The organism is Pseudomonas sp. FW305-25, from assembly GCF_017351415.1.
GTDB classification, from domain to species: domain Bacteria; phylum Pseudomonadota; class Gammaproteobacteria; order Pseudomonadales; family Pseudomonadaceae; genus Aquipseudomonas; species Aquipseudomonas chlororaphis.
Map to the genome: position 1 here is coordinate 1 of NZ_JACNDE010000015.1, position 13,350 is coordinate 13,350.

At 66.1% G+C, this 13,350-nt stretch carries 15 protein-coding genes; 10 read left to right on the forward strand and 5 right to left on the reverse strand.

Translation table 11 applies throughout. From position 1 onward, the window contains the following. Window positions 1–92 precede the first annotated feature (92 nt). From J4E58_RS15975 to J4E58_RS15990, 4 genes are all read left to right on the forward strand, one after another. The gene (locus J4E58_RS15975) at window positions 93–452 is read left to right on the forward strand and encodes a hypothetical protein (RefSeq protein ID WP_087088195.1); all 360 of its coding nucleotides are present in this window, start codon (window positions 93–95) and stop codon (window positions 450–452) included. Between the two features lie 168 nt (window positions 453–620). Beyond that, complete coding sequence (locus J4E58_RS15980; protein ID WP_087088193.1) at window positions 621–1,226, forward strand: SCO family protein; 606 nt, start codon at window positions 621–623, stop codon at window positions 1,224–1,226. Then, on the forward strand, window positions 1,226–1,717 hold the full coding sequence (locus J4E58_RS15985) for a copper chaperone PCu(A)C (protein WP_053260577.1): 492 nt from the start codon (window positions 1,226–1,228) through the stop codon (window positions 1,715–1,717). The genes J4E58_RS15980 and J4E58_RS15985 overlap by 1 nt, the downstream gene beginning before the upstream one ends. A 41-nt stretch (window positions 1,718–1,758) precedes the next feature. After that, window positions 1,759–1,953 (forward strand): DUF1289 domain-containing protein, encoded by a 195-nt coding sequence (locus tag J4E58_RS15990; RefSeq protein WP_087088191.1) that lies wholly within the window; start codon window positions 1,759–1,761, stop codon window positions 1,951–1,953. Between the two features lie 31 nt (window positions 1,954–1,984). On the opposite strand, the gene dsdC is transcribed toward J4E58_RS15990, so the two are convergent. The 4 genes from dsdC to J4E58_RS16010 all read right to left on the reverse strand — a co-directional run bounded on the left by dsdC (window position 1,985) and on the right by J4E58_RS16010 (window position 6,294). Next, window positions 1,985–2,932 carry a DNA-binding transcriptional regulator DsdC gene (dsdC, locus tag J4E58_RS15995; protein ID WP_087088188.1) on the reverse strand — a complete coding sequence of 316 codons (948 nt, stop codon included), beginning with the start codon at window positions 2,930–2,932 and terminating at the stop codon, window positions 1,985–1,987. Window positions 2,933–2,956: 24 nt separating this feature from the next. Continuing rightward, on the reverse strand, window positions 2,957–4,309 hold the full coding sequence (locus J4E58_RS16000) for a D-serine ammonia-lyase (RefSeq protein WP_087088186.1): 1,353 nt from the start codon (window positions 4,307–4,309) through the stop codon (window positions 2,957–2,959). Between the two features lie 24 nt (window positions 4,310–4,333). Next, a complete protein-coding gene (locus J4E58_RS16005) occupies window positions 4,334–5,674 on the reverse strand; it encodes a gluconate:H+ symporter (protein WP_087088184.1) in 1,341 nt (446 codons plus the stop codon). 215 nt (window positions 5,675–5,889) lie between these two features. Next, window positions 5,890–6,294 (reverse strand): RidA family protein, encoded by a 405-nt coding sequence (locus tag J4E58_RS16010; protein WP_087088182.1) that lies wholly within the window; start codon window positions 6,292–6,294, stop codon window positions 5,890–5,892. A gap of 146 nt (window positions 6,295–6,440) precedes the next feature. Between J4E58_RS16010 and J4E58_RS16015 the strand changes: the two genes are divergently transcribed. Further along, window positions 6,441–7,367 carry a LysR family transcriptional regulator gene (locus J4E58_RS16015; protein WP_087088180.1) on the forward strand — a complete coding sequence of 309 codons (927 nt, stop codon included), beginning with the start codon at window positions 6,441–6,443 and terminating at the stop codon, window positions 7,365–7,367. Window positions 7,368–7,654: 287 nt separating this feature from the next. After that, window positions 7,655–9,076 (forward strand): phosphatidylserine decarboxylase family protein, encoded by a 1,422-nt coding sequence (locus J4E58_RS16020; protein WP_087088178.1) that lies wholly within the window; start codon window positions 7,655–7,657, stop codon window positions 9,074–9,076. 51 nt (window positions 9,077–9,127) lie between these two features. Here the strand turns inward: J4E58_RS16020 and yghX are convergent, their stop codons facing one another. Beyond that, on the reverse strand, window positions 9,128–10,027 hold the full coding sequence (gene yghX / locus J4E58_RS16025) for a YghX family hydrolase (RefSeq protein ID WP_087088176.1): 900 nt from the start codon (window positions 10,025–10,027) through the stop codon (window positions 9,128–9,130). 180 nt (window positions 10,028–10,207) lie between these two features. Here yghX and J4E58_RS16030 point away from each other — a divergent pair, with 180 nt between their 5' ends. From J4E58_RS16030 to J4E58_RS31970, 4 genes are all read left to right on the forward strand, one after another. Next, on the forward strand, window positions 10,208–10,996 hold the full coding sequence (locus J4E58_RS16030; RefSeq protein ID WP_087088174.1) for a DeoR/GlpR family DNA-binding transcription regulator: 789 nt from the start codon (window positions 10,208–10,210) through the stop codon (window positions 10,994–10,996). Between the two features lie 64 nt (window positions 10,997–11,060). Then, complete coding sequence (locus J4E58_RS16035; protein WP_087088172.1) at window positions 11,061–11,927, forward strand: AraC family transcriptional regulator; 867 nt, start codon at window positions 11,061–11,063, stop codon at window positions 11,925–11,927. 147 nt (window positions 11,928–12,074) lie between these two features. Continuing rightward, a complete protein-coding gene (locus J4E58_RS31965) occupies window positions 12,075–12,764 on the forward strand; it encodes a YbiU family protein (RefSeq protein ID WP_256583236.1) in 690 nt (229 codons plus the stop codon). Continuing rightward, complete coding sequence (locus tag J4E58_RS31970) at window positions 12,709–13,347, forward strand: YbiU family protein (RefSeq protein WP_256584105.1); 639 nt, start codon at window positions 12,709–12,711, stop codon at window positions 13,345–13,347. The genes J4E58_RS31965 and J4E58_RS31970 overlap by 56 nt, the downstream gene beginning before the upstream one ends. The last annotated feature ends 3 nt before the right edge of the window (window positions 13,348–13,350 follow it).

Consider the following 13,350-nt stretch of genomic DNA (forward strand, 5'->3'; position numbering starts at 1 on the left):
CGCGCCAGCCAGCCATGGGGCTTGTATTGATGGGAGCTCGCGGCAAGACTGCACGGCTCCGGCGCTTAATACCGGGCAGCCAAGGAGCCACCATGCCATCAAACAAACGCGAGCAGGCGCGTCTCGAACGCCGCCTGGTCGCCAGCCTCACCGACGCCTGCGAAACCGCCAAGGCAGAAATCGTCGGTTTCTCCTGGCTGACCCATGTGGTCGATTACGCGGCGTTTCCCGCCAGCCTGAGAGTGGTATGGGTATTCGACACCCAGGCCAGCAAGGCCCTGGCCCTGGCCTGCGGGCAGGGCGAGCGCATGCTCGAACTGACAGCCATGGCGCTGCATGACGCCGGCGTGGAGTTGCAGGCGCTGGCGGCCCATGTGCGGTACGACAGCGAAGAACAATGCCAGCGCATCAACGGCGGCAACTGGCAACAACGCCTGGCGCGGCTGGGCTGAGCGCCGCTGGCAAGCGCGGCTAAACGTCGCACCCGACCAAGGTCGCACACAACCTGTCATCCATTTGGCAGGAAGCGGGGCGCCTCGTTTTGCTACCATGCGTGGCTTTTACGGATGGGCCGCCTGGCGGGTCGTCTGGACTTTCGGCTCCTCAAAGGGCGGTAACGAATGAGTGTTTTGTTGAGTCGCCGCGAGGTGATTGCAGGTATGGGGATGTTGGGTCTCGGTCTTCTGGCCGGCTGCGATACCCGGGGCCAGCTGTCGTACAAATATGGCAAGGACCTGAGCGACAAGATCATGGGCCGTACCTTCAAGCTGAAGGACACCGAGGGCAACGTCAGGACGCTCTCAAGCTATAGCGGCCTGATGCCGATGGTGTTCTTCGGTTTCACCCAGTGCCCGGCCATCTGCCCCACGACGCTGGCGCGCGCGGCCCAGGCCAAGAAACTGATGGGCCGCGACGGCGACCGCCTGCAGGTGATCTTCATCACCCTGGACCCCGAGCGGGATACCCCGGAGGTCCTCGACGCCTACGTCAAGGCCTTCGACCCGTCGTTCGTCGCGCTGTACGGCACGCTGGAGCAGACCGCGGCCACGGCCAAGGAATTCGACGTGTTCTACGAGAAGATCCCCAGCGGTTCGACCTACACCCTGTCCCACACCGCCACCAGTTTTGTCTACGACTCCCGGGGCACGTTGCGCCTTGGCTTGTCCCAATCGCTTACCGCGCAAGAGTGCGCGGAAGATCTACTGACCGTCATGGAGGTCTGCTGATGTACCCGGCCCTGAATAAAACCGCTATCGCCCAACGCGCCAAACGCATCCTGATCGGCCTGTCCCTGCTGGGCCTGGCGGGCCAGGCCGCGGCCCAGACCCAGGTCGACGACGCCTGGGTACGCGCCACCGTCGCCGGGCAACAGGCGACCGGGGCCTTCATGACCCTGACCGCCAGCGACGACAGCAAGCTGCTCAGCGTCGAGTCGCCAGTGGCCAAGATCGTGCAGATTCACCAGTCGAGCATGCACAACGATGTGATGAGCATGCGCCCGGCGGACTTCGTTGCGTTGCCGGCCGGCCAGGCCGTGGCCCTGGACCCCCACGGTTATCACGTGATGCTGATCGACCTGGTCGCCCAGGTGAAGGAAGGCGACAAGGTGCCGCTGACCCTGGTGGTGGAAAATGCCAAGGGCGAGAAAGAGTCGATCAAGGTCGAGGCCCAGGCCCGCGCCCTGAATATGCCCGACCACAGCAAGATGCAGCATTGATGGTTGGCAGCACCTGCGACGACCGACAGCCAGGCTGACGCATGGCCAAGGAAATCGACAACCCCTGCATCGCCGTTTGCCAGTTGAGCGGCGACCTGTGCCTGAGTTGCGGGCGCAGCAAGGACGACATCCGCCAATGGAAGCGCATGAAGCGCCCGGAAAAGATGGCGGCGGTGCAGCGGGCGAGCCAGCGCTTGAAGACGCTGCGCAAGAAGGGCGGCGGCGCCAGCCGCTGATCTCCCCCCAGCCGGCCTCCAGCGCCGGCCTTCAGATTCCCGGCGTCTGCGCCGCACACTCCCGTAACCAGGCGATACAGGCCGAGACCCGTCGCGGCAGGGTCTCCAGGGCCGGGTGGACGATGTAGTAGTCGTATTCGCCGCTGCGGGTAAACCCGGTGAAGGGCAGCACCAGCTGGCCTTGCCCGATCGCCTCGCTGACCAGATGCTCGCGCCCGATCGCCACGCCGGCATGGTGGATGGCGGCGGTAACGCAAAGGTCCGAGCGATCGAAAGTCACCCCGCGTTTCGGCATGGCCACATCACCGCCATGCTGGCGAATCCACAGCGCCCATTCGGAATCGAAGGTGGCGTGGTCCCAGGCCAGTGAGTCATGCAGCAGGGTGCAGTGCTGCAGTTGCTCGAACGCGCCGGTCAATCCATGGCGTTCGGCGTATTGCGGGCTGCACACCGGTGCGACCCGCTCCTGCATCAGCTTGTGTGCCACCAGCCCATGGAACTCGCCATTGCCGTAGTACAGCGCCAGGTCGATCTGCCGGGTGCGGAAGTCGATGCGGTCGTTGCCTACGCGCAGGTCGAGCCTGACCCCGGGAAAGCGCTGGCCGAACTCGGCCAGGCGCGGCACCAGCCAGGAGTGGGCGATGGACGGGTGGGCGTACAGGGTCAGCGGCCCGGCCAGGTCGGCGTCGACCGGCTGGGCCAGGACTTCGGACAGCTCGCCCAGGGTCTGCTGGAGGATCGCGAAAATCCGTTCGCCGGCCTCGGTCAGCTCCACCCGTCGGGTCAGCCGGCGGAACAGCTGGATCGACAGCTCCGCCTCCAGCCGGGCGATGCGATGGCTGACCGCGCTGGCGGTCAGGCACAACTCATCGGCGGCCTTGCTGAAACTCAGGTGGCGGGCCGCGGCCTGGAAGGTGAACAGGTTCGAGAACTGGCTGCTGTTGAGCTTGGCATCCAGTCGGGGCGGTAGGTTGTACAAGCCGGCGCTTCTCCTGTCGGTCGGTTATGAGCCTTGCAGCACCCGGGCGCCTTGCGCCAGGTAGGCCTGCATCTCGGTGTCCGGGACCATGCTGCCGCCCGTGGCCCAGACCAGGTGGGTGGCCCGGGCGTAAGCCGCGGCGCTCAGGCCGCTGCGCTGCAGGTACTGGTCACGCTGTGCCTGCACCCGGGCGATGCCTGGGACACCAGCCACCGCCGAAGGCTCCAGGTACAGCTGTTGGTGCTTGGCCATCAGCCAGACCAGGGCATGCAGTTCGTCATCGCTGACGGTGTAGTAACCCTCGATCAGCCGCTGCATGGCGCGGCCGACAAAACCCGAGGCGCGGCCGACGGCCAGGCCGTCGGCGGCGGTGAGGTTGTCGATGCCGAAGTCCTGCACCGACACCTCGTCATGCAGCCCGGTGTGCACCCCAAGCAACATGCACGGCGAATGGGTGGGCTCGGCAAATATACAGTGAACGGCATCACCGAACGCCAGCTTCAAACCGAACGCCACGCCGCCAGGGCCACCGCCGACGCCGCAGGGCAGGTAGACGAACAGCGGGTGCTCGGCATCGACCCGGACCCCGGCCTGTTGCAGTTGCCGGCTCAGGCGTTCGGCGGCCACGGCGTAGCCGAGGAACAGGTCGGTGGAGTTTTCATCATCGACGAAATGGCAGGCCGGATCGGCGCTGGCCTGCCGGCGCCCCTGGGCCACGGCGATGCTGTAGTCGCTCTGGTATTCCATGACGTTCACGCCATGGGCGCGCAGCTTGTCCTTCTTCCATTGGCGGGCGTCGGCGGACATGTGCACCGTGACCTGGAAGCCTAGCCGGGCGCCCATCAGGCCGATGGACAGGCCCAGGTTGCCGGTGGAGCCGACGGCGATCCGGTAGTGGCTGAAGAACGCCCGGGCCTGGGGCGAGTCGAGCACGCTGTAGTCCTGGTCCGGGTGCAGCAGGCCGGCCTCCAGGGCCAGGCGTTCGGCGTGCTTGAGCACCTCGTAGATACCGCCGCGGGCCTTGATCGACCCGGAGATCGGCAGGTGGCTGTCCTGTTTGATCCACAGCGCGCCGGGCAGGGCTTGCCCATAGCGGCTGGCCAGCACCGCCTGCAAGGCCGGCAGCGGCTGGATCGGCGATTCGAGAATGCCGTGGCTGGCCAAGGTCTCGGGAAAAGCCACGCGAAAATACGCGGCGAAACGCGCAAGGCGGGCGCTGGCGTCGGCCACGTCGGCGGCGCTCAGCGCAAGATCGCTGAGGCCATCGGCCAGGGGCGCGCGGGTGGCGGTGAACCAGGTGGTTTCGCGCAACGCCATCAGCTCTTCGAGCAGCGGGAAGCGACGGGTCCAGGTAGCGAGTGGCTGGCCTGCGATCATGGGGAAGTCTCCTGTGGCAAAGGTTTAAACGAAATGAGAGAGGGCCAGGGTCAGCAGCAAGGCCACCGCCGAGGCCAGGACCGTGGCGCTGGTGAAGGTCTTGAGGGCATCGGCCAGCGACACCCCGAGGTATTCCTTGACCACCCAGAAGGCTGAGTCGGTGACGTGGGTCCAGCCGATGGCCCCGGCGCCGATGGCGACCACGATGATCTCCTTGCTGTAGCCGGAGTCGACGCCCAGGGTCGGCAGCACGATGGCGGCGGCGCTCATCATGGCCACGGTCGCCGAGCCCACCGCGAAGTGCATCAGGCCCGCCACCAGCCAAGCCAGGACTACGGGGTTGATGTCCAGCCGGGTCAGGGAATCGGCCAGCACCTTGCCCACGCCGCTGTCGATCAGGATGCCGTTGAAGGCGCCGCCGGCACCGATGATCAGCAGGATGCTGGCCAGCGGCGGCAGGCTTTTCTGGGTGTGCCCCAGCAGGTCTTGCATGCCCAGGCCACGGCGCAAGCCCAGGGACCAGTAGGCGAAGACCACGGCGATCAGCAGCGCCACCAGCGGGTTGCCGAAGAACGACAGCAGCCCGGACAGCGTCGAGCCGGCGGGCAGGGCGCTGGCGAAGGTCTTGCCGATCATCAGCAGCAGCGGCAGCAGGATGGTCAGCAACGTCAGCCAGAAGCCGGGCAGCACTCGTTCGCCACGGGCCTCGCAGCGCTCCTCGAGGAAAGCCGCCTGCCAGGGTTCGGCCTGGCTGCGCGCCACCAGGCGGATCCACAGCGGCCCGGCGACGATGGCGGTGGGCAGGCCGACGAGCAGGCCGTAGAGGATCACCTTGCCGACGTCGGCCCCCAGCAAGTGGGTAATGGCCATGGCCGCCGGGTGCGGCGGCAGCATGCAGTGCACGCACATCAGCGACACCGCCAGCGGCACGCCGAGGTGCAGCAGGTTGAGGCGGGTGGCCTTGGCCACCACGTACACCAGCGGAATCAGCAGGATGTAGCCGACCTCGAAGAACACCGGGATGCCGGCGATGAACCCCACCAGCATCATCACCCAGGAGGCGCGCCGCTCGCCCAGGGTGTCGAGCAAGGTCCGGGCGATGCGTTCGGCGCCCCCCGATTCCTCGAGCATCTTGCCGAGGATACTGCCCAGCCCGATGATCGCGGCGAGAAACCCCAGGGTATCGCCCAGACCCTTCTGGAACGATTCGAGCATGGCATTCAAGGGCATCCCCGAGCCCATCCCGACCAGGCCGCAGGCGGCGATCAGCGCCAGAAAGGCATGCACCCTGAACCTGACAATCAGCACCACGATCATCACGATCGCGGCTAACAACACCCACAGCAACGCGCCATTGCTTTGCATCGGCCAACCCTCTTATTGATTTTGTGACGGGGTCCGTCAAAGGACTTCGCGGGGCGAGAGTTAACGCTTGGCCGCGCGGGGCTGACAAAAGATCATTGCTCAGCAGATGGGTGATGCTGGGTCAGGCGTGGGAATGGGCTTGGGAATGGGAGCCGCGAGGCCGGTCCGGCCGTGGAGTCCCGGGCCACGGGCGTGACCCGGTCGAGGGGTGTGAGTCAGCCGGCAGTGCTTTCCGGCAGCTTGGCGATGACCTTGATCTCGAAGTCGAAGCCATAGAGCCAGGTCACGCCCACGGCGGTCAGCGTCGGGTGCGGCGCCTGGCCCCAGAACTCCGGCACCACCTTCCAGATGGCTTCGAATTTGTCCTCGGGATCGACGATAAACACCGTGACATCGATCACATCCTCGAAGGAGCTGCCGGCGGCCGCCAGGATGGCGTTGAGGTTGTTGAAGGCGAGGCGGACCTGGGCCTCGAGGTCCGGCTCGGGCGAGCCGTCGGCGGTGCTGCCGACCTGCCCCGAGACGAACAGAAAGCCATTGGAGCGGATCGCCGGCGAGTAGCGGTTGCGCTGGTAAAGCGCCTGGCGTCCGGGCGGAAAAACCACGTCGCGCTGAGTCATGTGTTGCCTCCATCGATAAGGGCCGAAGCCGGCCTGGAATGAACGATGAAGCTGACTCTAGGCACTTGCGCCGGGCCGATAAACCAGCAACCGTAGCCATCACTGTTTGTGGAATCCAAACAATCCAATGGTTAGCCGGGGTGGAAATGGACCGTTTCGATGCGATGCAGGCCTTTGCCCGGGTGGTGGAGGCGGGCAGTTTCACCAAGGCCGCCGACACGCTGCACATGAGCAAGACCAGCGTGACGCAACTGGTGCAGCAGCTGGAGGCGCGCCTGCGGGTCAAGTTGCTCAACCGCACCACGCGCCGGGTCCACCTGACCGCCGACGGCGCGGTGTATTACGAGCGTGTGGTGCGCCTGCTGGCCGACCTCGACGATGCCGAGACCAGCCTGTCCAGTGCCTCGGCGCTGCCCAGGGGACGCCTGCGGGTGGATGTGCCCAGCCCGTTGGCGAGCATGATCCTGGTGCCGGCGCTGCCCGGGTTTCACGCCCGCTACCCGGACATCCAGATCGACCTGGGCGTCAGCGACCGCATCGTCGATGTGCTTGGCGAGAACGTGGATTGCGTGGTGCGCGGCGGCGAGTTGACGGACCAGTCGCTGATGGCGCGGCGGGTCGGCGACCTCCAGCTGGGCGTGTATGCGGCGCCCGGCTACCTGGAGCGCCTCGGCGCCCCCGCGCATCCGCGCGAACTGGAGGATTCGTTGCATCGCATCGTCGGTTTTCTCTGGGCGCGCACCGGCAAGGCCTTGCCCTATGCCATGCACGGCCACGGCGAGAGCCTGCAGATCAAGGGCCGCTATGTGCTGGCGGTCGACGATGGCAATGCCTACCTCGCCGCCGGCCTGGCGGGCCTGGGCGTGCTCTGGCTGCCGGACTACATGGCCCGGGCGCATCAGGAACGGGGCGAGCTGGTGCGTCTGTTCGAGGACTGGCGGCTCGAGCCGATGCCGATCTACGTGGCGTTCCCGCCCAACCGGCATATCAGCATCAAGCTGCGGGTGTTTATCGACTGGGTCGCCGAGCTGATGGCCGAACATGCGCCCATCGCCAGCCGAGCAGGGGCGTGAAGCGACCGGTTACATGAATTTTCTGGGCGCCGCCCAGAAACCCGCCAGAGCAGCTTTACTTGTCCAGGCAAGTCGCGCCTGTAGATGGCCGTTCGGCCGCCGCATTCTGCCCGGGACCGGCATTGCGAGAAGGACACGGAGTGTCGTTCAACCCCGTACAAAACCCTTGTCGCCCCCCTGACATGAACGCCTGTTGAAGCAGTCGTTTGCTGGCCAGTACCTCATCGCGGTCTGGTCGCGCCCGTGCCATCGCAGCCCGGGCGCCGCCTCTTTAAAGGAGTAAAGACATGACTCAGTACGACAAACAGCTCAACAACCCCAAACAGCCGTCGCGCCAGGCACGCCTGGAAAGCACCGGCGCTGAACGCCTGACGCTGGCCAACGCCGGGCCGATCCAGATGGGCTTCTGGGTGCCCAACCGGGTATGGGCCACGGCCAAATTCCTGGTGCCGCTGCGCAACCTGATCGCCGAGAAGAAAAAGGCCGGCACCCTGACCCCGATGCGCACGCAAATCATCGAGTTCAAGACCTGGGTCACCCACAACAGCGTGTACCGCATGTGGGTCAACTCGATGATCGAACAGTCGAACGCCTACGTGGCGACCCTGGACGAGGCGACCAAGGAGCAGATCAAGGACACGGACGGCGATGCACTGTGGATCGCCGGCTACGACAGCTTCTTCGAGATTCTCAACGAGATCATCAGCACCTCCTCGTCGTTCAACACCACGGCCCAGGTCGGCACGCCGATGAACGCCTTCCTGGCGGTGTCGATGGGCACCGAGGCGGGTGTCGCGCTGTTCCATGACACGACCTTCAACCAGCAGTTCAAGAAGGTCCTCAATGCCTGGAATGCCTTCCTCAAGAGCAGCGCTTCCCTCGACAAGCTGGACATCAACGACCCGGAAAAAGAGGGCTCGTGGATCTCCGCGGCGGCCCATGAGGCCGGGGTCTGGACGCAGATGGAGCATGACCCGAACCTGCCCGGCTACGGCTTCGATTCCTGGAACGCGTTTTTTATTCGCAGGTTCGTGCCTGGCGCGCGGCCGTTCCAGGGCAATCCGCTGACCCAGGTCGATATCGGCTGCGAGACCACGCCCTGGCAGTACGAAAACGATGTGGCGTTCGAGACCGAGTTCTGGATCAAGGACGTCAATTACTCGCTGCTCGATCTGTTCGGCGGCCAGGAGCAGTGGGCCGCGCCGTTCCAGGGCGGGCAGGCTTACCAGGGCTTCCTGTCGGCGACCCACTATCACCGCTGGAATGCCCCGCTCGACGGCAAGCTGGTGCGCTCCTGGGTGCAGCCGGGCACCTATTTCGCCCAGCGTCCGGCCCAGGGCGAAGGCGAGGGCACCTGGGAGGGCACCGAGTCGCAGCCGTACCTGGGGCATGTCGCCGCCCGGGCGATCTTTGTCTTCGAGCACCCGACCTGCGGTTATGTCGCGCTGATCTGCATCGGCATGGTCGAGGTCTCGACCTGCGTGATCGAGCCGCCGTTCATCGTCGACGAAGGCGCGGCACCGGTGAACATCACCCGTGGCACCGAGATCGGGCATTTCGAGTTCGGTGGTTCGACTCACATGATGATCTTCCAGAAGGGCCGGGTGCAGTTGGAGGACTGGGCAGTGAACGCGGTCGCGCACCAGAACGACCCGCAACCGACGCCCATGGGCACGGTGATCGCCACGGCGCTGCTGAACAAGGGCTGAGCCGCCGAGTACAAGCGACGGCGCGCTCGCGCCGTCGCCTGCAAACCGCTGTCAGCCGCTGGCCTGGACCAGGTACTTGTGGAACCACGCCAGCGTCCGGTCCCAGGCCAGGGTGGCCGCCGCCTCGTCGTAGCGCGGGGTCGAGTCGTTGTGAAAGCCGTGGTTCACCCCGGGGTAGATATAGGCTTCGTAGGTCTTGCCCGCGGCTTTCAGCGCCTGCTCGTAGGCCGGCCAGCCTTCGTTGATGCGGGTGTCCAGTTCGGCGTAGTGCAGCAACAGCGGCGCCTGGATCCGCTCGACTTCCGCGCTGTCCGGCTGGCGCCCGTAGAAGGGCACGGCCGCCGCCAGTTCCGGGTAGGCCACGGCCGCGGCATTGGCCACGCCACCGCCATAACAGAAGCCGGTGATGCCGACCTTGTCGGTGCTGGCGTCGTGCTCGAGCAGCCATTGGACGGCGGCGAAAAAGTCGTTCATCAGCTTTTCCGGATTGATCTTCAGTTGCAGCTCGCGGCCCTTGTCGTCGTTGCCGGGGTAGCCGCCGAGGGAGGTCAGGCCGTCGGGGGCCAGGGCGAGGAAACCAGCCTTGGCCAGGCGCCGCGCGACGTCTTCGATATACGGGTTGAGCCCGCGGTTTTCATGGGCCACCACCACCGCCGGCAATTTGCCTTCGGCTTTCGCCGGGCGCACCAGATAACCCCGGACCTGTTCGTGGCCCTTGGGCGAGGGGTAGGTGATGTATTCGGCGACGATCGCCGGGTCGGTGAACGACACCTGTTCGGCCAGGGCGTAGTTCGGCGTCAGGGCGGCGAGGGTGGCGCTGGCGGTCAGCCCGACCAGGGTGAAGGCCGCCGCCCGGTCGAGAAACTCGCGGCGGCTGATCTTGCCGTGGGCGTAGTAGTCGTAGAGCTCGAGCAGCTCGGGGGCGAAGTCTTTGGCACTGAGACGTTGCATCGCGCGTTATCTCCTCACTCATGGGCGTCCGGGTGCCCCATGACTTGTGGGCGGGACGAATTCGCCCCGGTTGCCTCAGTAAAGCAAGCCTGGGCCCGGGCGGCCAATGCGCAGGGCCGGCGTTGTGTTTGGGCAAAGCCTTGGCTAATCTCGCATAAACACGCAAAAACAGGCATAACCATGCAAAACCAGCATTCTATCGCCGAACTGCCCCATGTGCGCCGGCAGAAGATCCTGTTGCTGCTCGAACGCGACGGCAAGGTCATGGCGTCCGAGCTGGGCCAGCATTTCGCGGTTTCCGAGGACACCATCCGCCGCGACCTGGCGGAGCTGGCCGATGCCGGGCTGCTGCAGCGGGTGCACGGCGGCGCGCTGCCACGGCCCAAGGACACCGGCAAGGATGTGTTCACCCGCCTGGGCGAAAGCAGCGAGGTCAAGCGCCACCTGGCCAGGCTCGGCGCGCAGCGGGTGCAGGAAGGGCAGATCGTGATGTTCGACTCGGGCTCGACCACGCTGCTGATCGCCCAGTCGCTACCTGCCGATATCGGCATCACCGCGGTCACCGCTTCGCCGCTGATCGCCGTCGCCCTGGCCGAATACGCGCGCAGCCAGGTGATTCTCGCCGGCGGCCGGCTCAACCCGGCGACCCTGTCTTCCGGCGGCCATGAGGCGGTACGCCTGATCCAGGGCATCCGCGCCGACCTGCTGTTCACCGGGGTGTGCGCGATTCACCCGGAGGTCGGCATCACCTCGCTGCACTTCGACGAAGTGCCGGTAAAGCAGGCCTTGCTTGACAGCGCTTCCCAGGTCATCGCGGTGACCACCGCCGACAAGCTCGGCGCGGTGGAACCCTTCGCCGTGGCGCCGTGCAATCGCCTGCATACGCTGATCACCGAGCAGCATCTGGCCTCGGGCAGCATCGAGGACTACCGGCGCCTGGGCATCGAGGTGGTGCAGGCGCCGGTGTGACGGCGGCGCCGCTTCAGGGTACTTTCTCTACCCATGAGCCTCGCCAACAGGACAGCGTGTCGCCATGAAACCGAGCTTCGAGCAGATCCCCACCACGGCCACCGCCTCCTGGTCGATGCTCGATCGGCGTCTGGCCGAGGACATTCCCTTCGAATGGCACCACCACCCCGAATACGAACTGACCCTGACCCTCAACAGTCGCGGGCAGCGCTATATCAGCGGCGATGTGCGTGCCTATGACGATTGCGACCTGGTGCTGGTGGGACCGAACGTGCCCCACAGCTGGAGTTCGCAGCAGCGGATCGACCCGCGCCAGCCCCATGTCGCCCTGGTGATCTGGTTTTCCGAAGCCTGGGCGACTGCCCTGGTCGAGCTGTTTGCGGAAATGGCCGGCCTGCGCCCCCTGCTGGCCGCGGCCCGCGGTGCCTTGCAGTTCAGCGGCGAGGCCGCGCGGGAGTCTCGCCCGCTGATCGAGGCCATGGTCGCCCAGGATGAACCGACGCGCCTGGTGTCGTTGCTGGCCTTGTTGACCCGCCTGAGTCGCGACCGTGGCGCCGAGAAGATCCTGCCGGCCGCCGCCGGCCCGGCGGTGCTTGAGGACGGGCGTCTGCAGCGGGTGCTGGAGCATATTCACGCGCATTACTGCCAAGCGTTGAGCATCGCTGAGCTGGCGCGGATGGCCTGTGTCAGCGTCTCGGCGTTTCACCGGATGTTCCGCCGCCATACCCGGGCGACGCCCCTGGAGTACATCGCCCGCCTGCGCATCGGCCGTGCCTGCGCGCTGCTGGTGCAAGGGCCGCAGACCCCGGTGACCCAGGTTGCCGAGGCCGTGGGCTATGGCTCTCTGGCCCTGTTCAATCGCCAGTTCAAGGCCCGGCAGGGCATGACCCCTTCGGCTTTCCGCCAGCGCCACCGCGCGCATTTCCAGTGACAGCATCCTGCTGCCAGCGGCGCTGGAAACGCCACAATCGTATCGGTCGACGCGCCAAACCCCACTGCCTGCGGCCAGGGCCCTGGGGTTTCATGGCAACAGCGCGGCGCCATGCTCGCGCTTCTCCCGACCCGAACGACACAGGCCATGACCATGAATCCTTACGCTGCCTTCCACTGCCAGACCCTGCCCGACAACTACCGTGAGCACATAGTGCGGATGAAGCGCGCCCTGCGTGCGCGGATCGGCGACGTACAGTCGCTGTTCGCCGAGGTCAGCGCCTTTATCGAGCAGGAGATCGCCTCGATCGATGCCCAGGGCGGCCAGGCCTGGCCGCAGCTGGACTATGCGCAGATCGCCGCGGGCCGGGTCAGCGCCGAACAGCGCGCGGCGATCCACCGGCGCGGTTGCGTGGTGGTGCGTGGGCATTTCGCCCGGGACAGGGTCAGCGCCTGGGACCAGGATCTGCTGGGCTATCTGGCGCGCAATGATTTCGAACGGGTTTACCGCGGCCCGGTCGACCGCTTCTTCGGCAACCTGGAGGCCTCGCGGCCGCAGATCTTGCCGATCTACTGGTCGCGGGCGCAGATGCAGTTGCGCCAGCACGAGCGCATGGCCCGGGTGCAGGTCTTTCTCAATCGGCTGTGGAAGAGCGAGTCCCAGGGCCGGCAATGGTTCGACCCGCAGGTGAATGCGCTGTACCCCGACCGGGTCCGGCGCCGGCCGCCGGCCGCCGGGCACCTGTTCCAGGGGCCTGGGCCCGCACACCGATTCCGGCGCCCTGGAACGCTGGCTGCACCCGGCCTACCTGAAGGTCTTCGACAGCCTTTACCGTAATGACTTCGCGGCCTACGACCCCTGGGACGCAGCGCATCGCACCGAGGTCGACGAGTACGCTTACCGCGACACGGTGACGTGCTCGGTGTTCAGGACCTTCCAGGGCTGGACCGCGCTGTCGGACATGCGTGCCGACCAGGGCGTGCTGCACTGCGTGCCGATTCCCAAGGCCATGGCCTACCTGCTGTTGCGCCCGTTGCTCGACGACGTGCCGGAAGATGAATTGTGCGGCGTGGCGCCGGGCCAGGTGTTGCCGGTTTCCCGGCAATGGCACCCGCTGTTGATGCAGGCCTTGCGGCCGATCCCCGAGGTGCGCGCCGGCGATTCGGTGTGGTGGCATTGCGACCTGGTCCACAGCGTGGCCGCCGTGGAAAACCAGCAGGGCTGGGGCAATGTGATGTACGTGCCGGCGGCGCCCATGTGCGCGAAAAACCAGGCTTATGCCAAGGCGGTGTATGACGCCTTCGAGCGGGGCGTATCGCCGCCGGACTTTCCCCGGGAAGACTATGAAAGCACCTGGCAGGGCCGGTTCGGCCCCGAGGAACTCAACGCCATCGGCCGGCGCGGCCTGGGGCTGGAGTGACCT